This window comes from Serratia sp. CY76391 (assembly GCF_052166695.1).
GTDB classification, from domain to species: Bacteria; Pseudomonadota; Gammaproteobacteria; order Enterobacterales; family Enterobacteriaceae; genus Serratia; species Serratia nematodiphila.
The window spans coordinates 53,341-71,097 of record NZ_JBJNOJ010000005.1 but is presented as its reverse complement, the minus strand read 5'-3'; the positions used below and the strand labels follow the sequence as shown (position 1 = coordinate 71,097).

General features: G+C 60.5%; 24 protein-coding genes. 13 read left to right on the top strand and 11 right to left on the bottom strand.

All coding sequences use genetic code 11. The features are described 5' to 3' along the window. Positions 1-5 precede the first annotated feature (5 nt). The 8 genes from fliM (at position 6) to ACJ8PN_RS09610 (ending at position 4,752) form a co-directional block, all read left to right on the top strand. The gene (gene fliM, locus ACJ8PN_RS09645; protein ID WP_004934798.1) at positions 6-1,010 is read left to right on the top strand and encodes a flagellar motor switch protein FliM; all 1,005 of its coding nucleotides are present in this window, start codon (positions 6-8) and stop codon (positions 1,008-1,010) included. Then, a complete protein-coding gene (gene fliN / locus ACJ8PN_RS09640) occupies positions 1,003-1,419 on the top strand; it encodes a flagellar motor switch protein FliN (RefSeq protein ID WP_004934799.1) in 417 nt (138 codons plus the stop codon). Before fliM ends, fliN begins: the two co-directional genes overlap by 8 nt. Further along, positions 1,419-1,823 carry a flagellar biosynthetic protein FliO gene (gene fliO, locus ACJ8PN_RS09635; RefSeq protein WP_442534853.1) on the top strand — a complete coding sequence of 135 codons (405 nt, stop codon included), beginning with the start codon at positions 1,419-1,421 and terminating at the stop codon, positions 1,821-1,823. Before fliN ends, fliO begins: the two co-directional genes overlap by 1 nt. Further along, positions 1,820-2,581 (top strand): flagellar type III secretion system pore protein FliP, encoded by a 762-nt coding sequence (gene fliP, locus ACJ8PN_RS09630; RefSeq protein ID WP_004934802.1) that lies wholly within the window; start codon positions 1,820-1,822, stop codon positions 2,579-2,581. Before fliO ends, fliP begins: the two co-directional genes overlap by 4 nt. Positions 2,582-2,602: 21 nt before the next feature. Further along, positions 2,603-2,872, top strand: a complete 270-nt coding sequence (gene fliQ / locus ACJ8PN_RS09625; protein ID WP_004934803.1) for a flagellar biosynthesis protein FliQ — start codon at positions 2,603-2,605, stop codon at positions 2,870-2,872. A 2-nt stretch (positions 2,873-2,874) separates the two neighbouring features. After that, positions 2,875-3,657 carry a flagellar biosynthetic protein FliR gene (gene fliR / locus ACJ8PN_RS09620; RefSeq protein WP_171454246.1) on the top strand — a complete coding sequence of 261 codons (783 nt, stop codon included), beginning with the start codon at positions 2,875-2,877 and terminating at the stop codon, positions 3,655-3,657. A gap of 352 nt (positions 3,658-4,009) precedes the next feature. Beyond that, positions 4,010-4,144, top strand: coding sequence for a stationary-phase-induced ribosome-associated protein (gene sra, locus ACJ8PN_RS09615; RefSeq protein ID WP_442534852.1), 135 nt, complete (start codon positions 4,010-4,012; stop codon positions 4,142-4,144). Positions 4,145-4,485: 341 nt separating this feature from the next. Further along, positions 4,486-4,752, top strand: coding sequence for a hypothetical protein (locus ACJ8PN_RS09610; protein WP_442534851.1), 267 nt, complete (start codon positions 4,486-4,488; stop codon positions 4,750-4,752). A 300-nt stretch (positions 4,753-5,052) separates the two neighbouring features. Here ACJ8PN_RS09610 and flgL read toward each other — a convergent pair whose 3' ends face one another. From flgL to flgB, 11 genes are all read right to left on the bottom strand, one after another. Continuing rightward, entirely contained in the window at positions 5,053-6,012 is a 960-nt protein-coding gene (gene flgL / locus ACJ8PN_RS09605) for a flagellar hook-associated protein FlgL (protein WP_351106176.1), read from the bottom strand. 58 nt (positions 6,013-6,070) lie between these two features. Continuing rightward, positions 6,071-7,720 carry a flagellar hook-associated protein FlgK gene (flgK, locus tag ACJ8PN_RS09600; RefSeq protein ID WP_004934814.1) on the bottom strand — a complete coding sequence of 550 codons (1,650 nt, stop codon included), beginning with the start codon at positions 7,718-7,720 and terminating at the stop codon, positions 6,071-6,073. Between the two features lie 206 nt (positions 7,721-7,926). Then, complete coding sequence (gene flgJ, locus ACJ8PN_RS09595; protein WP_442534850.1) at positions 7,927-8,871, bottom strand: flagellar assembly peptidoglycan hydrolase FlgJ; 945 nt, start codon at positions 8,869-8,871, stop codon at positions 7,927-7,929. Further along, positions 8,871-9,971, bottom strand: a complete 1,101-nt coding sequence (locus ACJ8PN_RS09590) for a flagellar basal body P-ring protein FlgI (protein WP_004934816.1) — start codon at positions 9,969-9,971, stop codon at positions 8,871-8,873. The genes flgJ and ACJ8PN_RS09590 overlap by 1 nt, the downstream gene beginning before the upstream one ends. A 10-nt stretch (positions 9,972-9,981) precedes the next feature. Beyond that, entirely contained in the window at positions 9,982-10,683 is a 702-nt protein-coding gene (flgH, locus tag ACJ8PN_RS09585; protein WP_004934817.1) for a flagellar basal body L-ring protein FlgH, read from the bottom strand. Between the two features lie 83 nt (positions 10,684-10,766). Continuing rightward, entirely contained in the window at positions 10,767-11,549 is a 783-nt protein-coding gene (gene flgG, locus ACJ8PN_RS09580) for a flagellar basal-body rod protein FlgG (protein WP_004934819.1), read from the bottom strand. An 18-nt stretch (positions 11,550-11,567) separates the two neighbouring features. Beyond that, entirely contained in the window at positions 11,568-12,323 is a 756-nt protein-coding gene (locus ACJ8PN_RS09575) for a flagellar basal body rod protein FlgF (RefSeq protein ID WP_033632747.1), read from the bottom strand. Between the two features lie 12 nt (positions 12,324-12,335). Next, entirely contained in the window at positions 12,336-13,559 is a 1,224-nt protein-coding gene (flgE, locus tag ACJ8PN_RS09570; RefSeq protein WP_004934822.1) for a flagellar hook protein FlgE, read from the bottom strand. 54 nt (positions 13,560-13,613) lie between these two features. Beyond that, positions 13,614-14,291 (bottom strand): flagellar hook assembly protein FlgD, encoded by a 678-nt coding sequence (gene flgD / locus ACJ8PN_RS09565; protein WP_004934824.1) that lies wholly within the window; start codon positions 14,289-14,291, stop codon positions 13,614-13,616. 12 nt (positions 14,292-14,303) lie between these two features. After that, complete coding sequence (gene flgC / locus ACJ8PN_RS09560; protein ID WP_004934826.1) at positions 14,304-14,708, bottom strand: flagellar basal body rod protein FlgC; 405 nt, start codon at positions 14,706-14,708, stop codon at positions 14,304-14,306. Between the two features lie 5 nt (positions 14,709-14,713). After that, positions 14,714-15,127, bottom strand: coding sequence for a flagellar basal body rod protein FlgB (flgB, locus tag ACJ8PN_RS09555; protein ID WP_015378256.1), 414 nt, complete (start codon positions 15,125-15,127; stop codon positions 14,714-14,716). A 160-nt stretch (positions 15,128-15,287) separates the two neighbouring features. Between flgB and flgA the strand changes: the two genes are divergently transcribed. The 5 genes from flgA (at position 15,288) to ACJ8PN_RS09530 (ending at position 17,755) form a co-directional block, all read left to right on the top strand. Continuing rightward, on the top strand, positions 15,288-15,941 hold the full coding sequence (flgA, locus tag ACJ8PN_RS09550; protein ID WP_171454251.1) for a flagellar basal body P-ring formation chaperone FlgA: 654 nt from the start codon (positions 15,288-15,290) through the stop codon (positions 15,939-15,941). A gap of 129 nt (positions 15,942-16,070) precedes the next feature. After that, a complete protein-coding gene (gene flgM, locus ACJ8PN_RS09545; RefSeq protein WP_004934832.1) occupies positions 16,071-16,382 on the top strand; it encodes a flagellar biosynthesis anti-sigma factor FlgM in 312 nt (103 codons plus the stop codon). Between the two features lie 39 nt (positions 16,383-16,421). Next, positions 16,422-16,856, top strand: coding sequence for a flagella synthesis protein FlgN (locus ACJ8PN_RS09540; protein WP_004934835.1), 435 nt, complete (start codon positions 16,422-16,424; stop codon positions 16,854-16,856). A gap of 229 nt (positions 16,857-17,085) precedes the next feature. Continuing rightward, on the top strand, positions 17,086-17,460 hold the full coding sequence (locus ACJ8PN_RS09535) for a type II toxin-antitoxin system RelE/ParE family toxin (protein ID WP_004934837.1): 375 nt from the start codon (positions 17,086-17,088) through the stop codon (positions 17,458-17,460). Continuing rightward, positions 17,453-17,755, top strand: coding sequence for a helix-turn-helix domain-containing protein (locus ACJ8PN_RS09530; protein ID WP_015378258.1), 303 nt, complete (start codon positions 17,453-17,455; stop codon positions 17,753-17,755). Before ACJ8PN_RS09535 ends, ACJ8PN_RS09530 begins: the two co-directional genes overlap by 8 nt. Positions 17,756-17,757 lie beyond the last annotated feature (2 nt).

The window sequence follows — 17,757 nt, the reverse complement described above, 5'->3', positions numbered from 1 at the left end:
TCACTATGGGCGATAGCATTCTTTCACAGGCAGAGATCGACGCCTTGCTCAACGGCGACAGCGCGGGTGATGAACCCGAGGCGGTGGTCGGCAAAGAGAGCGAGGTCAAGCCTTACGATCCGAACACCCAGCGCCGCGTGGTGCGCGAGCGCCTGCACGCGCTGGAAATCATCAACGAACGTTTTGCCCGGCAGTTCCGCATGGGGTTGTTCAACCTGCTGCGCCGCAGCCCGGACATTACCGTCGGCCCGATCAAAATCCAGCCGTATCACGAGTTCGCTCGCAACCTGCCGGTGCCGACCAACCTGAACCTGGTGCATCTGAATCCGCTGCGCGGCACCGCCCTGTTCGTGTTCGCGCCGAGCCTGGTGTTCATCGCCGTCGATAACCTGTTCGGCGGCGACGGCCGCTTCCCGACCAAGGTCGAAGGCCGCGAATTCACCCCGACCGAACAACGGGTGATCAAGCGCATGCTGCGCCTGGCGCTGGACGCCTACGGCGACGCCTGGAGCGCCATCTACAAGATCGACGTAGAGTACGTGCGCGCCGAAATGCAGGTGAAGTTCACCAACATCACCACCTCGCCGAACGACATCGTGGTCACCACGCCGTTCCAGGTGGAGATCGGCGCGCTGACCGGCGAGTTCAACATCTGCATTCCGTTCGCGATGATTGAGCCGCTGCGCGAGCTGTTGACCAACCCGCCGCTGGAAAATTCGCGGCAGGAAGACAGCCACTGGCGCGAAACGCTGGTGAAGCAGGTGCAGCATTCCGAACTGGAGCTGATCGCCAACTTCGTCGATATCCCGATGCGGCTGTCAAAAGTCCTGAAGCTGCAACCGGGCGATGTATTACCGATAGATAAGCCGGAACGCCTGATCGCCCATGTGGACGGCGTACCGGTTCTGACCAGCCAATACGGCACGTTGAACGGGCAATACGCCCTGCGTGTTGAACATTTGATTAACCCTATTTTGAATGCTCTGAGTGAGGAACAGCCCAATGAGTGATCCTAAGCAACCGTCTGGCGAAGGAAAGGAATCCGTGGACGATCTGTGGGCTGATGCGTTTAACGAGCAGCAGTCTTCAGAGAAATCCGGCGCGAGCACCGAAGGGGTGTTCAAGTCGCTGGAAGCTCAGGATGCGCTCGGCAGCCTGCAGGATATCGACCTGATCCTGGATATTCCGGTCAAGCTGACCGTGGAACTGGGGCGCACCAAGATGACCATCAAAGAGCTGCTGCGCCTGTCGCAAGGCTCGGTGGTGGCGCTGGACGGCCTGGCCGGCGAACCGCTGGATATCCTGATCAACGGTTACCTGATCGCGCAAGGTGAAGTGGTGGTGGTGGCCGACAAGTTCGGCGTGCGCATCACCGACATCATCACCCCATCCGAACGCATGCGTCGACTGAGCCGCTGATGACCGCCGCGGCGCCCGTTACCGTGCAAAGCACCCAACCGCCCGCCGCGCCGCCCCTGCCGGCCGGTTCGGTGTTGATGCAGGTCAGCAGCGCGCTCGGCGGCATTCTGCTGCTGATCCTGCTGGCCGGTTGGCTGTTCCGTCGGCTGGGTTTCGCCCCGCAGGCGCGCAACAACAAACTGCTCAACCTGCGCGCCAGTTGCCAGGTCGGGCAGCGCGAGCGCGTGGTGGTGGTGGAAGTCGACGACACCTTGTTGGTATTGGGCGTCACCGCCCAGCAGATCACCCCGCTGCACACCCTGCCCGCCCCGCCGAAAGACGCAGGCGAGGCCGACGCGGCAACACCGGCGGACTTCCGCCAACTGATGCAAAAAGTTCTGAAACGCCCGGAAAAATCGGCATGACCTCGACTCTTCATACCCTCGTCCGCCGCCCGGCGGTTTGGCTCCCTGCCGCCCTGCTGCTGATCAGCCCGGCGGCTTTTGCACAACTGCCGGGGCTGATCAGCCAGCCGCTGGCCAACGGCGGCCAGAGCTGGTCGCTGCCGGTGCAGACGCTGGTGCTGTTGACCTCGCTGACCTTCCTGCCCGCCATGCTGCTGATGATGACCAGCTTCACCCGCATCATCATCGTGCTCGGCCTGCTGCGCAATGCGCTGGGCACGCCGTCGGCGCCGCCGAACCAGGTGATGCTGGGGCTGGCGCTGTTCCTGACCTTCTTCATCATGTCGCCGGTGTTCGACAAGGTCTATCAGGACGCCTACCTGCCGTTCAGCCAGGACAAGATCGGACTGGAGGTCGCGCTGGATAAAGGCGCGCAGCCGCTGCGCGAGTTCATGCTGCGCCAAACGCGCGAAACCGATCTCGCGCTGTACGCCAGACTGGCCAATCAGCCGCCGCTGGCCGGCCCGGAAGCGGTGCCGATGCGCATCCTGCTGCCCGCCTACGTCACCAGCGAACTGAAAACCGCCTTCCAGATCGGCTTTACGGTGTTTATTCCGTTCCTGATTATCGACCTGGTGGTTGCCAGCGTATTGATGGCGCTGGGGATGATGATGGTGCCGCCGGCCACCATCTCGCTGCCGTTCAAGCTGATGCTGTTCGTGCTGGTCGATGGCTGGCAGCTGCTGCTTGGCTCGCTGGCGCAGAGCTTCTATTCGTAACCCCTGACCGGAGAAAGCGAGATGACACCTGAATCGGTTATGGCGCTCGGCACCGAGGCGATGAAAGTGGCGCTGGCGCTGGCCGCCCCGCTGCTGCTGGCGGCGCTGATCAGCGGCCTGGTGGTCAGCCTGCTGCAGGCCGCCACCCAGATCAACGAAATGACGCTGTCGTTCATCCCCAAAATTCTGGCGGTGGTGGCCACCATCATCATCGCCGGCCCCTGGATGTTGAATCTGTTGCTGGACTACATGCGCACCCTGTTCAGCAACCTGCCTACCCTGATCGGCTGACCGTGCTCACCTTCGACAGCGCCCAGCTCACCGTCTGGCTCAGCCACTACTTTTGGCCGCTGCTGCGCATTCTGGCGCTGATCAGCACCGCGCCGATATTCAGCGAAAAGCAAATCAGCAAAAAGGTCAAAATCGGCCTTGGCGGACTGATCGTCATCCTGATCGCGCCGACGCTGCCCGCCAGCAATATTCCCATCTTCTCCGCCGCCGGCCTGTGGCTGGCGATTCAGCAAATACTGATCGGCGTGGCGCTGGGGTTGACCATGCAGTTCGCCTTCGCGGCGGTGCGCCTGGCGGGGGAAGTGATCGGCATGCAGATGGGCCTGTCGTTCGCCACCTTCTTCGATCCCAGCGGCGGCCCGAACATGCCGGTGCTGGCGCGCCTGCTCAACCTGCTGGCGATGCTGCTGTTCCTCAGCTTCGACGGCCATCTGTGGCTGATTTCGCTGCTGGCGGACAGCTTCCATACCCTGCCGATCCAAACGCAGCCGCTGAACGGCAACGGCTTCCTGGTGTTGACTCAGGTCGGCTCGCTGATCTTCATCAACGGCATGATGCTGGCGCTGCCGCTGATCTGCCTGCTGTTGACGCTCAACATGGCACTCGGCCTGCTCAACCGCATGACGCCGCAGCTGTCGGTGTTCGTGATCGGCTTCCCGGTCACCATGACCTTCGGCATCATGACGCTGGGCATGATGATGCCGATGCTGGCGCCGTTCTGCGAACATCTGTTTGGCGAAGTGTTCGATCGTCTGGCGGCGGTGATCGGCGGCATGACCTTCTGAATCCGCCTCCTCCTTCCTTCCCCCCTTTTGCCTGAGACAAAATGGCAATAAAACCGTTTTATTGGGACAAAAGCCTGAGAAACGCCTTTTATCCGGATTAAGGTTCAAATGTCTCCGGCGGCTTGAATAAATAAAACCCCGACCTAAAATAGACCCGGTAGAAAAAATATCGCCCGCACGCCATCAGTCACCCGCGGCGATAATATAAACTTATTGATTAGAGAAAAATAAAATAACGCAGCCACGCAGAGTTAAATGCGCGACAGATAACTTACACCCTGAATAAATGCGTCCGGCAGCCTGCCGGCTGCAGGGCGCAGCATCGACCTTTGCTAACCACAGGAGCGAGATCATGATTAAAGCGAAAAGCAACCGCAAAGCACGCCAGTTATTCGGCATGCCCCACTGGAAAAGCAACAAATTTAAAGTTGCCATCAGCGAAACGGCCGCCGGTGAAAAATGGAAAGTGGTGAAGAAAAAGAAATAATCCCGTACGGTTTTTAGCAAAACATTCCGGGTTGCGCCCGTATTCGGCCTCTGCAACGTCACTTGACGCGACGCCGCATCGGCAGCCCGGGACCCACACTCATCACTCGCCGGCAAACCGTGCCGGTGTACTTTATTCTTAGGAAGGGAATAACGCGCCACATCACCCTGGCTGCTGCGTTAAATTTAAAAATAATGTATTAATGATTTATTTTACTCACACCACTTATTTATTCACTGACAAGAAAAATCGATTTCCCACCTTATTTCCCCAGCGTTATATTGAAAACAACCTTGCTACCAGTACGCGGCAAGCCTCATTAAAATATAAACGGTTTAAATATGAAGATAAAGCTTCAGCTGAGTGATTTATTCATCAGCGGCATCGCCCTTTTGATCATGAGCACTATTTTAAACACGCTGGGTTTTTCCTGGGGTTTATTTGCTCTGCCGCCTGGCGTCGATAGTTTTGTCATCATCCCGTTTACCTTATTTGGCTCATTGAAGTTGGCCGAGTGCCTCTATACGCCAATACGCTGGCTGCTAAATGAGAGCCGCAAATCCCAAATCGAAAATAACAACCCTAAAAATAACGCTAAGTCGCGTTAACAGGAGATCGACCTATGCTGAGAGAACTGACCAGAGAAGAAATGCAACGGATGGGCGGCGCCGGCGGAGGCAATAACGGCGGTGATAGGGATCGCGGCGTGCCTTTCCGCTAAGGCTTAAGGTGAATGGGGAACACGCAGACAAAAAAAGGCGCGTCGCTCAGTCAGTAGTGGGAGAACGAGCGACGCGCCAAACGAGTGCGCCCGGTTTCAAGAAGCCTCCCTCCCCGCGGGGCGGAGAGGGCATTTTCTAAGCGCACTAAAGGGAAACCCGTCGCGGTCAGGCAACGGGGTATTGCTCTTAACGATTCATCTGGAACAACGACATGCCCTGCATATCGCTGAAGGTTTTGTACGACGCCTGCAGCGCCGCCTGCTGCATGAAGTAAGACGAGATAGACTCGGCCAGATCGGCATCCGTCAACGCACTCATCTGGATCTGGTTGGTCATGTCACGCTCTTTACCGATGCTGTCCAGCTGATCCATCTCCTGCAGCTGGCTGCCCAGCTCGGCGCGCACGCTCAACACGTTGTTGTAGGAGTTGTCCAGGCCGCGGTTGGCTTTCGCCAGCGCATCATTCACCTGCTGTTTGGTGGCCTCGTCGGCGCCCTGCAGCGGCGTTTTCAGCGCATTCAGCGCGATGTCGATGCTCTCGAAAATGTTGCTGACCGGCGCGCTGCCGTCCGGCTCAGGCTTCGGGTTGCTGGTCAATGACATGAACACCGCATTGCCGGTATGGCCGATGGTCATGGTGCGGTTGGCGTCCACTTTCTGCTCAACCGTCTTGTCGCCCCCCTGATAGCTAACGGTGCCGCCGTTGTCGACGAACGGCGCCTTGTCGTTCACATACCCGCCGAACATATAGCGGCCGTTGCCGTCGGTGCTGTTGGCCTGGTTCAGCAGCTGATCTTTCAGCCCCTGCAGCTGAGTGGCCAACGACTGGCGGTCGTTATCGCTTTCGGTGCCACCGGCATTGACGATCAGCGCCTTCATGTCCGAGATGGTGGAGGTCGCGCCGGCCAAGACCGTTTCTTCCATCGACACGCTCTGACGCGCGAAGGTGCGCGCCAGCGTGTATTGGCTGTTTTCCGCCTGCGATTGCGACAGCATCACCGCACGCGACGCCGCCAGCGGATCGTCGGACGGGTTGATCACCCGCTTGCCGGAGGAAAGCTGCTCGGCGGCCTTCATGAACAGCGACTGGTTGCCCGTGATGCCGCTCATGTTCTGTTGGTACATCATGCTGGTGCTCATGCGCATGCTGTGGGTTCCTTACTCTGAACGACCGGCGCCGCAACGGCGCCGGCTAACAATGAAATCAACGAATATTCAGCAACGCATCGAAGAGCGAGCTGGCGGTCTGAATGACCTGCGCGTTGGCCATGTAGTACTGCTGGAAGCGCAGCAGCTCGCCATACTCTTCGTCAAGGTTGACGCCGGACATCGACTGCTGTTGCGCGCCCAGCTGCGTGACGATCTTGGCCTGCGACGTGGCGATAGCCTTGGCGGCAGCGGTCTGATTGCCGACGCCGCTGACGATGCCGGCGTAAGCGCCGCTCAGGGTCGCCTTGCCGTCCACCAGGTTTTTGGTTTGCAGATCCAGCAGCTTCTTGGCGTTTTCGTTATCGCCGCGGCCGCTGTCGTCTTTACCGGCGGCGGCGATCTTGGACGAATCGGTGATGGCCACTTTCAGATTGCCCGCCACGTCGCTGACCGGCTTCACGGTGAAGCTGTCTTTGGCCTGCGCATTGCCGTCGATGCTCACTTCCAACCCGTCGAAGTTCAGCGTCGGCTTGCCGTCGGCGCTGGTGCCCGGCGTCGCGTTGACTTTCACGTTGTCCGGCAGGCGGCTGACCTGCCAGTTGCTGCCGTCGAACTCGACGCGATAATCGTTGGCCTTCACCTTGCCGGTATCGGTGTAAGAGACCGACAGCGACGCGTCGCCGGTGTTGCGGGTGTTATCCACCACCCGGCCGCCGCTGAAGCTGAAGAAGTCGCCGCCCGCGTCACCGTTCAGATCGAAGCCGGCGCGATGCTGTTGGTTAAAGCTGTCCGCCATCGCCAGCGCCAACTGGCCCAGCTGATTGCGCACGCCGTCCAGCGTTTCGCTGCGGAATTTCAGCACGCCGCTCAGCGTGCCGCTGGTGATCTGGCCTTCCGGCACTTCGCTGGCGCCGTTGCCGCGGTTATAGCCGATGGTCAGACGGGAGGGATCGCTGCTGGAAGGCACGGCTTCCACCTGATAGGTGTTGCTGCCCTGCACCAGGGTCAAGCCGTTGGCGAAGGAGACGGTATAGGCGTCGCCGTCCTGTTGCGTGACCTGTACGCCCACCAGCTGATTCAATTCGGTGACCAGTTGATCGCGTTGATCCAGCAACGCATTCGGCTCGCCGGCGGCGCTGCCGCGCAAACGGGTGATCTCGTCGTTCAGTTTGGCGATCTGTTGGCCGTAGCTGTTGATCTGCTGCGCCGTATCGCTGATCTGTTGATTAACGCCGTTATCCATGTCGCGCAGGAATTTATCGGTGTTGTTAAACTGGTTCACCAGGCCGTTAGCCTTGCCCAGCACCGTCTGGCGCGCGGCGTCGTCACCGGCGTTGCTCACCAGGTTCTGCAGGTTGGTGAAGAAGTCCTGCATGTTGGTCGACAGCGGGTTGGTCTTGCTCGCCAACAGGTTGTCGATCTGTGAAATCTTCTCGTAATAGGCGTTTTGCGCCCCGAACGCGCTTTGTGCGCCGCGCAGCTGGTTGGTGATGAACTGGTTGTACTCGCGGTTGACGCTGGTGACGGTCACACCGTTGCCGATAAAGCCGCTCATGGTGGCCATGCCGCCGTTCTGGGCCAGGATCGCGGTCTGGCGGTTGTAGCCCGCCACGTTGTAGTTGGAGATGTTGTTGCTGACGGTACTGAGCGCCACCTGAGCCGCATTCAGCCCGCTCATCGCGGTATTGATTAAGCTATTGGACATCGGAATTCCTTATGCTGCGGCGCCGGCGGCCCACAGGGTTCTTAATTGAGCTGCTGAGCCTGTTCGCTCAGCCTGTTTCGGTTATCGGCAAAAATGAGAAGAACTTGAGGAAAAAAAGCGGCAACGCGCTCAGCATCCAGCCAGCCTTCGTTACCGCCTATCCCCTAAATAATTGGCGCCGCTGCGGCGTCAAGAATGACGGGGATTTAGAACAAATCTTTCAGATCGTGGGTATAGGCTTTCACCGCCTGTTCCCCGGCGTTCTTCATCTGCTGAATCACGCTGACCAGTTTGCTGGCGTACTGCGGGTCGGTGGCATAGCCGGCGCGCTGCAGCGCATGCGCCGCCTGTTCCGGGCTGCGCGCGGCGGCCACGTCGGCGTAGCGCGGGTTGTTGGTCAGCAGTTTGACGTAATCGGCGATCGCTTCGACGTACGAGCCGTAAACGCGGAACTTCGCCTTCACCTTCTTCGCCGCGCCCTGTTCGAACTCGGTGGTGGTGATCTCCGTCACCGGCCCGTTCCAGCTGCCGCCGGCCTTGATGCCGAACAGGTTGTAGCTCGGCGTGCCGTCTGAGGTCGGGATCTCGCGCTGCCCCCAGCCGGACTCCAGCGCCGCCTGCGCGACGATCAGCTGATGCGGAATGCCGCTCTGCTGGCTGGCGACCTTCGCCGGTATCGACAGGCGGGCGACGAAGTTGCCGTTGTTGAGCGACAGCGGCGCGGCGGCCGGCGGGGCTTTCGGCATCGCGCGGCGCACCATCTGCTCCAGCGCCTGGTTCGGCAGCGTTTGCAGCACCTCGTTGTCCAGCGCCATCGGCGACAGGCCCGCCGTTTCACTCGGCACCGTGTTGGCGTTGCTCATCTGCTTGACCATCATCTCGGCCAGCCCCAGCCCTTTATGCGACATCTGCTGGGCGATTTGCTGGTCGTACATCGAGGTATAGAGCCGCGTTTGATCGCTGCTCAATACCCCGTCCTGCGGCAAGGCGGACCGCATGCTTTTCAGCATCATCTGCACGAACATGCCTTCTACCTGCTGGGCCACCTGCTTGAGGTTGCCCTGCGGGTCGGCCGCCGCGTCGCGCTTCAGGCCGTTCAGCGCCTGGGCGTCATAGGCCGCGCCCGACATCGCCATCAGATCGCCGGCCATCAGATGATTTCCAACTTGGCGCGCAGGCAGCCGGCGCTCTGCATCGCCTGCAGGATCGACATCAGATCGATCGGCGTGGCGCCCAGCGCATTCAGCGCGCGGATCACATTGTTCAGGTTGGCGCTGGCATTCACCTTCTGCAGCGACCCACCCTGCTGTTGCACCGAGATCTGGGTGTTTGGCGTCACCACCGTCTGGCCGCCGCCGAACGGGGTCGTTGGCTGGCTGACGGTATTCTGCCGATCGACCACCACCGACAGGTTGCCCTGGGCGACGGCGCAGGAATCGAGGATCACATCGCGGTTCATCACTACCGAACCTGTGCGCGAGTTGATGATCACTTTGGCGTCCATCGCGCCGACGTTGACGGTGATGTTTTGAATCTCCGCCAGGAAGCGCACCTGAGAGCTGTTGCCCTGCGGCACCAGCACCTGAATGGTGCGGGCGTCGAGCGGTGTCGCGGTGCCGCCGCCGCGTTGGCGGTTGATGGCGTCGCTGATCTGCTGCGCCAGCGTGAAATCTTCGTCGTTCAGCTGCAGGTTGAGCACCCCGCCGCTGCCGAAGGTGGTCGGCAGCTCGCGTTCGATGGTGGCGCCGTTGCTGATGCGCCCGCCCGCCAACTGGTTGACCTGCACGCTGCTGCCGCCGGCCGCCGCGCCCGCGCCGCCCACCAGCACGTTGCCCTGCGCCAGCGCATAAACCTGGTTATCCACGCCTTTGAGCGGCGTCATCAGCAGGGTGCCGCCACGCAGGCTCTTGGCGTTGCCCATCGAAGAAACCACCACGTCGATATTCTGCCCGGCGCGCGAGAACGGTGGAAGTTTGGCGGTCACCATCACCGCCGCCACGTTTTTCAGCTGCATGTTGGTGCCCGGCGGCACGGTGATGCCCAGCTGCGACAGCATGTTGCTCAGGCTTTGAGTGGTAAACGGCGTCTGCATGGTCTGGTCGCCGGAGCCGTCCAACCCCACCACCAGGCCGTAGCCGATCAGGGCGTTGTCTCGCACGCCCTGCACCGTCACCAGATCGCGGATGCGCTCCGCCGCCGCCGGCAAGCACACCAGCCCGACGCACAGCGCGATAAACCATTTTTTAAGCATCAGTCAATCCTTAGAACGGTGAAACATTTAAGAAGAAGCGCTGCAGCCAGCCCATAGTCTGCGCTTCGTTGATATAGCCATTGCCGACGTATTCGATACGCGCGTCCGCCACCTGCGTCGAGGTCACCGAGTTGTTGCCGCTGATGGTGCGCGGGTTGACGACGCCGGAGAAGCGGATGAATTCGGTGCCCTGGTTGATGGCGATCTGCTTTTCCCCCACCACGTGCAGGTTGCCGTTGGCCAGTACCTGGTTGACCGTCACCGTAATGGTGCCGTTGAAGGTGTTGTTGGCGTTGGCGCCGCCCTTGCCGCCGAAGGTGCTGTCGCCGGAAATGTCCATATCGGCGCGCGCATTGCCCAACAGGCCGTCGAGGTAACGCGGCGAGGTGGCGACGCCGAACTTGCTGGCGCCGTTGCGGCTGGCGTTGGCGGAGGAGCTTTTGCTGGCGCTGACGTTTTCCTGCAGCACGATGGTCAGGGTGTCGCCGACGTTGCGCGGCCGGCGGTCTTCGAACAGCGGCTGATAGCCGTAGTTCATCGGCTGCACCGTCTGGAAGATTGAGCCGTTCGGCATCGGCGCGCTGGCCGGCGCGGGCTGCGCCGTGGTCGCGCCGTCCACCAGCGGTTTATGCGGAATATAAGCGCAGCCGCTCAGTGTCAGCATCACCATTCCCGCCAGCCAGCGTTGTCCCTGCCGCGGCAGGATTGCCATCGAATATGTGGTTACCACGGGTATCGCCTTTGTTTCACGAAAGAGAATGACGGGCGCGGCATGCCGGGCCCGTCAAGGACAGATTACAGTTGCGTCAGCTTTTGCAGCATCTGATCGGAGGTCGATACCGCTTTGCTGTTGATCTCATAAGCGCGCTGAGTCTGGATCATGTTGACCAGCTCTTCCGCCACGTTGACGTTGGAGGTCTCCACGTAGCCCTGATACAGCAGACCGGCGCCGTTCAGCCCCGGTGTGCTCTCGTTCGGCGCACCAGAGCTTTCGGTTTCCTGATACAGATTCTCGCCCACGCTCTCCAGACCGCTGTCGTTGACAAAGGTCGTCAGCGTCAGTTGGCCCACCTGCTGGGCGGCGGTTTGCCCCTGCTGGGTGACGCTGACGATGCCGTCGCGGCCGACGGTGATGGACAGCGCGTTCGCCGGAATGGTGATCGCCGGCTGCACCTGGAAACCGCTGGAGGTGACCAGCTGGCCGTTCTGATCGATCTGGAACGACCCGTCGCGGGTGTAGGCCTGGGTGCCGTCCGGCAGCATCACCTGGAAGAAACCCTGCCCCTTGATGGCGACGTCTTTGCTGTTGTTGGTCTGCGACAGGTTGCCCTGGCTGTGCAGGCGCTCGGTCGCCACCGGACGCACGCCGGTGCCGATCTGCAGACCGGAAGGCAGCGTAGTCTGCTCGGAGGACTGCGCGCCCGGTTGACGCATGGTCTGGTACAGCAGATCTTCAAATACCGCACGCTGGCGCTTGAAGCCGTTGGTGCTGACGTTCGCCAGGTTGTTGGCGATCACGTCCATGTTGGTCTGCTGCGCGTCCAGACCGGTTTTGGCAATCCATAAGGATGGAATCATCGGTTATTTCCTTGCTGCTTAGCTCACTGAGAGCAGTGAGTTGGCACGCTGTTCGTTTTCATCCACGCTGTGGATGACCTTCATTTGCATTTCAAAACGGCGGGCGTTGGCGATCATGTCGACCATGGTCTCCATCGGCTTAACGTTGCTGCCCTCCAGCACGCCCGGCATCACCCGCACCTGCGGATCGTTTTGCAACTGATTGCCGCGTTGCTGTTGGGTTTCCGGCGTCAGGCGGAACAGCCCGTCGTCACCGCGCATCACTTCGCGCGCATCGGCCTTCACCAGCTTCAGGCGGCCAATCTGCGCGATGGTGTTCGGCGGATCGCCGGCGTTCAGCGCCGAAATGGTGCCGTCGGCCGCGATGGTGATCTCCGCCGACGGCGGCACCTCGATCGGCCCGCCGTCGCCCATCAGCGGCATCCCCTGCACCGTCAACTGCCCGGTGGAGGAAATCTGAATGTTGCCGTTGCGGGTGTAAGCTTCACCGCCGCCCGGCAGGCTCACCGCCAAAAAACCGTCCTGCTGCAGCGCCACGTCCAGCGGGCGCGCAGTGTAGTTCAGCGCGCCCTGGCTCATGTCGGCGCCCGGCGTCGAGGCAGTCACCAACGTGCGGGTCGCCAGGCTTGGCCCGTCGACCGGCACCGCGCGCAACGCGGCAAGCTGGGCGCGAAAGCCCGGCGTCGACGCATTGGCCAGGTTGTTGGCGGTAATGGATTGCTGTTCCAGCGTTTGGCGCGCCGCGCCCATCGCGGTATAAATCGCGTGATCCATAACTCGGCCCTATTAGCGCAGGCTAACCAGCGTCTGCAGGATGGAGTCCTGCGTCTTGATGGTCTGGGCGTTGGACTGGTAGTTACGCTGTGCGACGATCATGTTCACCAGCTCCTGGCTCAGATCGACGTTGGAAGATTCCAGCGCGCCGCTGGTCAGCTTGCCAAAGCCGCCGCCGCCCGACAGACCAACGCGTGGCTGGCCGGACGCGCCGGTTTCCTGCCAAACGTTATCGCCCTGCGACGCCAGCCCTTCCGGGTTGGAGAAGTTGGCCATGACGATCTGGCCCAGCACCTGGGTCTGCTGGTTGGAGTAGATCCCAACGACGGTGCCGTCGTTGTTAATTTGGAAGTTGGTGTATTCACCGGCGGCATAGCCGTCCTGCGCCACCTTGCTCACCGAGTCGCTGCCTACGTTCTGCTGCATGCTGCCGGCGAAGCTCAGGGTGAAGTTTTGCGCCGGCGCGCCGTCTTTGGCGGTCATCGGGATCACCATGCTGAACTCGCCCGGCGCGCCGTTGGTGCTGGTGGTTTTGACCAGGTTGCCGCTGGTGCTGAACTCCATGGTGCCGGCGTTCACTGGCGCCGCGCTGCCGTCCTGGGTGTAGACCTGCCACTTGTTGTCTTCGGTCTTCACAAAGTAAGCGTTGATGTTGTGCGCGTTACCCAGCGAGTCGTAAGCGGTGATGGTGTTGACGTAGTTGTAGCTGTCCTGCTTGGTCGGATCGAAGGTCTTGTTCTCCGGCACTTTATGGGTGGACTTCAGGTTAGTCACCATCTCGCCGGAGGTGGACGCCTTGGCGTTCATCATGCCTTCGGGAATGCTCAGCGGCACCGGGTTGGCGCCCTGCTGGATGGTCGGCGGGGAACCGGCCGCCGGGTAACCGGTCAGCTGCAGGCCCTGCATGTTGGTCAGATTGCGGTTCTCGTCCAGCTTGAACTGGCCGTTGCGGGTATAGAAGATGCCGCCATCTTTATCCTGCATGCGGAAGAAGCCGTTGCCGTTGATGGCCACATCCAGCGCGCGGCTGGTGCCGGTGGTGGTGCCGCCCTTGAAGTTCTGGGTGATGCCGGACACTTTGACGCCCAGCCCGACCTGCGAACCGGCGAACATGTCGGCAAAGGATACGCTGCCGGATTTGAAGCCCGCGGTCGCGGAGTTGGCGATGTTGTTACCGATCACGTCCAGGTTGGTTGCTGCCGCGTTCAAGCCGCTGACTGCCTGAGAAAAGGCCATGTTATTCTCCGAATAGTGGTCAGGCTATCGTCCGATTGAGCCTGATGCTTAGGGTTATAAGATCTGTCGCACGTCTTCCAAGGTGGCGTTGCCCGCCAGGCCAAGATCCAACTTGGCGCCGTTGCCGTCGCGGATCACGCCGTTCACCAGCCCGAAGTGCAGGCTGCGCGCCACCAGCTGCTCGCCGTTGCCTTTGGCGTTAATCGCCACTTTGTAGGCGCCGTCGGGCGCGGTGGAGCCGTCATCCAGCGAGCCGTCCCAGGTGAAGGCGTGCACGCCGGCGGTCAGGCCGCCAATTTCAATGGTGCGTACCACCTGCCCGCTGGCGTTGGTGATGGTGGCGGTCACCTGATCGGCGGCGCGCTCCAGTTCTACGCCAAACGGCGTGGTGCTGACCTTGCCATCCTTGCTGCCGACCAGAATGTTGTTGCCTGGCACCATCACGCCGTGACCGATCAGCGCGGTGGCTTGCAGCGACTGGTTGCTGTTGATCTGGCCGGAGATCGACCCCAGCGTGGTGTTAAGCTTTTCGATGCCCTGAACGGTATTGATCTGCGCCAGCTGCGACGTCAGCTCGTTGTTCTGCATCGGATTGGTCGGATCCTGGTTTTTCAACTGCGCGACCAGCAGCGTCAGGAAGCTGTTGTGCAGATCCTGGCTGTTGGTGGTCTTGCTGTTGTTACCGATGACAGTGTTGTCCAACGACTCGTTAGTGGTTGCGGCGATAGCCATGGAAATCTCCGGTTACTGACCCAGCGTCAGGGTTTTCATCATCATCGACTTGGTGGTGTTGAGCACCTCGACGTTGGCCTGGTAGCTGCGGGAAGCGGAGATGGTGTTGACCATTTCCCCCACTACGTCGACGTTCGGCATGCGCACATACCCCTTGGCGTCCGCCAGCGGGTTGCCCGGCTGATACACCAGGCGCTCGGGCGCCGGATCGTCCACCACCTGGGCGACGCGCACGCCGCCGGTCGGCTGCCCTGGCGCCGCCGCGACCTGGAACACCACCTGCTTGGCGCGGTAAGGTTCACCGTCCGGGCCGGTCACGCTGTCGGCGTTGGCCATGTTGCTGGCGCTGACGTTCATGCGCTGGGATTGCGCCGATAACGCCGAGCCGGAGATATCAAAAATATTCAGTAAAGACATGCGCCTTATCCTTGTTGCAGCACGGACATCATCCCTTTGATCTGCCCGTTGAGCAGCGTCAGGTCGGTCTGATATTTCAGGCTGTTATCGGCAAAGTTGGTGCGTTCGCGATCCATGTCCACCGTGTTGCCGTCCATCGACGGCTGATCCGGCACTCGGAACAGCAGATCGAGCTGTGGCGGCTGCAGGGTCTGCGCCGGGATGTGGCGCGCCGCCGTCAGGTTGAGCGCCATGCCGTTGCCGCTGACGCGCCCCTGCTCCAGCACTTTGTTCAATTGGCTGGCGAAATCGATATCCCGCGCCTGATAACCCGGCGTGTCTGCGTTGGCGATGTTGGCGGCCAGAATTTCCTGCCGCTGGGCGCGCAAGTTCAGCGCCTCTTGGCCAAAGCGCAGAGCCGCGTCCAGTTTGTCGAGCATGCTCCCTCCGCGAGGTTAGAATTTGGAGTCGACAGCATAAACGTCCCCCGTGCCACCCTATCGCGGGAATAAACGCAAAATGGGGCGCTATTTATCTGCTTAGCCTGCGCGCGCTGCGGGTACACTTACGCGTATCCCGATGAAGCTTGAGAAGATGACGATGAAAGGTAAAATGCTGCTGCTTATCGGCCTGCTGTGCAGTCTGAACGCGCGCGCCGACGATCTGGCGACGCAAATCGAAAGCTTCATCCAAGGCAAGTTCAGCGGCGAACCGGTACAGGTAAAAGTGCGGGTGCGCACGCCGCCGAACCAATGGCCCGCTTGCGAACTGCCGCAGCTGTCGCTGTCGCCCAACGCGCGGATCGGCGGCAACGTCAGCATTTCGGCGCGCTGTGGCCAGGAGCGGCGTTTTATTCAGACGCAGGTGCAAGTGTTCGGCCGTTATCTCGTGTCGGCACGCGGCATCAGCGCCGGCAGCCGATTGACGGCGGCGGATCTGACGTTGAAACAGGGCCGGCTCGATACCCTGCCGCCGCGCGCGCTGACCGAGCCGGGCAAAGCGTTAGGCGCCGTCAGCCTGCGCAACATCAGCCCCGGCCAGCCGCTGACACTCGCCATGCTGCGGCGCGCCTGGATTATCAAGGCTGGGCAACCGGTGCAGGTCAACGCACAGGGCGAAGGATTCAGCATCAGCGGTGCGGGTAAGGCGATGAACAACGCCGCCGCCGAAGACAGCGTGCGGGTACGCATGGCCTCCGGGCAGATCGTCAGCGGCGTGGTCGGGGACGACGGCGCGATCCGCATTACGTTATAAAAAAGTAAAGGTTCCGCCAACCTTGCCGATAAGACAAATCAAGCAGCATTTTATTGGCCACCAGGGCCGCAACACTTTCATTGCAGCGTCGTCGACCGCAAGCGGTCACGGCGTAAACGGAGATGGACCATGAGTATCGATCGCACCCAGCGGTTACAGCCGGTTTCCACTGTGCAACCGCGTGAAACCCCGGCCGACAACCCGCTCCAACCGCGCAAGGCCGCCGTGGCAGAAACCGCCGTCAGCGGCACGCAGGTCAAACTGAGCGAGGCGCAGGCGCGCCTGATGCAGCCGGGCACCCAGGATATCGATATGGGTCGGGTCGAGGCCATCAAACAGGCGATCCGCAACGGTGAACTGAAGATGGACGCCGGCAAAATCGCCGATGCGCTGCTGCAAGACGCGCAGAGCGATGTTCAATGGATCGCCGGACGCGACTGACAGCGCGCGGCGAGTAGCGGTAAAGGATAAGTCATTACTATGGAAAAGCTGGCACAACTGCTGGATAAACTGTTGGAAACGCTGCAGGCGCTCAATGGCGTGCTGGAGGAAGAGCACGACTTGCTGTGCTCCGGCCAGTTGCCGGGCGTGGCCTTGCAGCGCGTCACCGATGCCAAAAGCCAACTGCTGGCGACGGTCGCTTATCTCGAACAACAGCGCCTGGGGCAGGAAAAAACCTGCGGGCAACGCGCCCCCTATGCCAGCCAAGCGCCCCTGGCCGATCGTTGGCAGCGCGTTCAATTGCTGAGCCAAACGCTGCGCGAAAAGAATCAGCACAACGGTCTGCTGCTCAATCAGCAGATCGACCATAACGCTCAGGCGCTGGCCATCCTCAGCAAAAACAACAAATCTCTGTATGGCCCGGACGGCCAGTCACACGCCGGCAGCCTGCTCGGCAGAAAAATCGGCGTTTGACCTGACTCATTTGCCCGGTGAGCCTATCACCGGGCATGCGTTCACCGGCTTCTGCGCATCCCTTCGCATTTTCTCCCTATCACTCTTTGAATTCACTCAAGGCTTTGCGTCAGGCTGCGCATGGCGTGAATTTGGCTGTTTCTTTCCCTTTGGCCGCTTGTCACCCTGTGGTTATTTTTAAACCACTTGAAATATACCCTTAACGGGTATAGATTCGCAGGGAGAGCGAATGGCCGACATTTATCTCACCAAAACCTTTCAGGGTTTTGCCGCACGCGAGCGCATTAGCGACGCCACGATAGTGAAAGCGGCGCGAGAGATGCAACATCAGCTGTACGATGCCAATCTTGGCGGTTGCGTATACAAAAAGCGCATCGCTCGGGCTGGTGCGGGCAAACGTGGCGGCTATCGGGTACTGATCGTTTTTCGCGATGAAGACCGCCTGTTTTTTATGCGCGGCTTTGCCAAAAGTGAGAGAGAAAACATCAGTGCGGATGAGTTACAAGGATTGAAACATCTGGCTGCGTTGTATCTGGATTATTCGCCATTCAGACTCTACCAGTTGGTCAACAACAAGGAATTACGGAGGCTAAGCGATGAGTAAAATTCTTGCCGAGATCCACCAGGAAGTTCAGGGCCTGCATCGCGCCGGTTTCGTCGATGACGTGACCATGCGCACCTTCGACATGCTGTGCCTGCGGCCGGTGAAACAGTTCGGGCCGGCCGAGATCCGCGCGCTGCGCGAACGAGAAAACGTCAGTCAGCCGGTGTTTGCGCTGTATCTCAACGTCAGCAAAAAAGCGGTGCAGAAATGGGAGCGCGGCGAAGCGCAACCGAACTCCGCCGCGATGAAACTGCTGACGCTGGTGGAACGCAACGGCCTGCAAATTCTGGCCTGATG

What these genes read in the sequence shown, in the direction of transcription:
- flgG (WP_004934819.1), bottom strand. Translation starts at nt 11,549, where the DNA reads ATGATTCCATCCTTATGGATTGCCAAAACCGGTCTGGACGCGCAGCAG.
- fliM (WP_004934798.1), top strand. Translation starts at nt 6, where the DNA reads ATGGGCGATAGCATTCTTTCACAGGCAGAGATCGACGCCTTGCTCAAC.
- flgA (WP_171454251.1), top strand. Translation starts at nt 15,288, where the DNA reads ATGAAAGGTAAAATGCTGCTGCTTATCGGCCTGCTGTGCAGTCTGAAC.
- fliP (WP_004934802.1), top strand. Translation starts at nt 1,820, where the DNA reads ATGACCTCGACTCTTCATACCCTCGTCCGCCGCCCGGCGGTTTGGCTC.
- fliQ (WP_004934803.1), top strand. Translation starts at nt 2,603, where the DNA reads ATGACACCTGAATCGGTTATGGCGCTCGGCACCGAGGCGATGAAAGTG.
- fliO (WP_442534853.1), top strand. Translation starts at nt 1,419, where the DNA reads ATGACCGCCGCGGCGCCCGTTACCGTGCAAAGCACCCAACCGCCCGCC.
- ACJ8PN_RS09535 (WP_004934837.1), top strand. Translation starts at nt 17,086, where the DNA reads ATGGCCGACATTTATCTCACCAAAACCTTTCAGGGTTTTGCCGCACGC.
- ACJ8PN_RS09575 (WP_033632747.1), bottom strand. Translation starts at nt 12,323, where the DNA reads ATGGATCACGCGATTTATACCGCGATGGGCGCGGCGCGCCAAACGCTG.
- flgL (WP_351106176.1), bottom strand. Translation starts at nt 6,012, where the DNA reads ATGCGCATGAGCACCAGCATGATGTACCAACAGAACATGAGCGGCATC.
- ACJ8PN_RS09590 (WP_004934816.1), bottom strand. Translation starts at nt 9,971, where the DNA reads ATGCTTAAAAAATGGTTTATCGCGCTGTGCGTCGGGCTGGTGTGCTTG.
- flgJ (WP_442534850.1), bottom strand. Translation starts at nt 8,871, where the DNA reads ATGGCCGGCGATCTGATGGCGATGTCGGGCGCGGCCTATGACGCCCAG.
- sra (WP_442534852.1), top strand. Translation starts at nt 4,010, where the DNA reads ATGATTAAAGCGAAAAGCAACCGCAAAGCACGCCAGTTATTCGGCATG.
- flgE (WP_004934822.1), bottom strand. Translation starts at nt 13,559, where the DNA reads ATGGCCTTTTCTCAGGCAGTCAGCGGCTTGAACGCGGCAGCAACCAAC.
- flgD (WP_004934824.1), bottom strand. Translation starts at nt 14,291, where the DNA reads ATGGCTATCGCCGCAACCACTAACGAGTCGTTGGACAACACTGTCATC.
- flgC (WP_004934826.1), bottom strand. Translation starts at nt 14,708, where the DNA reads ATGTCTTTACTGAATATTTTTGATATCTCCGGCTCGGCGTTATCGGCG.
- flgK (WP_004934814.1), bottom strand. Translation starts at nt 7,720, where the DNA reads ATGTCCAATAGCTTAATCAATACCGCGATGAGCGGGCTGAATGCGGCT.
- ACJ8PN_RS09530 (WP_015378258.1), top strand. Translation starts at nt 17,453, where the DNA reads ATGAGTAAAATTCTTGCCGAGATCCACCAGGAAGTTCAGGGCCTGCAT.
- flgB (WP_015378256.1), bottom strand. Translation starts at nt 15,127, where the DNA reads ATGCTCGACAAACTGGACGCGGCTCTGCGCTTTGGCCAAGAGGCGCTG.
- ACJ8PN_RS09610 (WP_442534851.1), top strand. Translation starts at nt 4,486, where the DNA reads ATGAAGATAAAGCTTCAGCTGAGTGATTTATTCATCAGCGGCATCGCC.
- flgM (WP_004934832.1), top strand. Translation starts at nt 16,071, where the DNA reads ATGAGTATCGATCGCACCCAGCGGTTACAGCCGGTTTCCACTGTGCAA.
- flgH (WP_004934817.1), bottom strand. Translation starts at nt 10,683, where the DNA reads ATGGCAATCCTGCCGCGGCAGGGACAACGCTGGCTGGCGGGAATGGTG.
- fliN (WP_004934799.1), top strand. Translation starts at nt 1,003, where the DNA reads ATGAGTGATCCTAAGCAACCGTCTGGCGAAGGAAAGGAATCCGTGGAC.
- ACJ8PN_RS09540 (WP_004934835.1), top strand. Translation starts at nt 16,422, where the DNA reads ATGGAAAAGCTGGCACAACTGCTGGATAAACTGTTGGAAACGCTGCAG.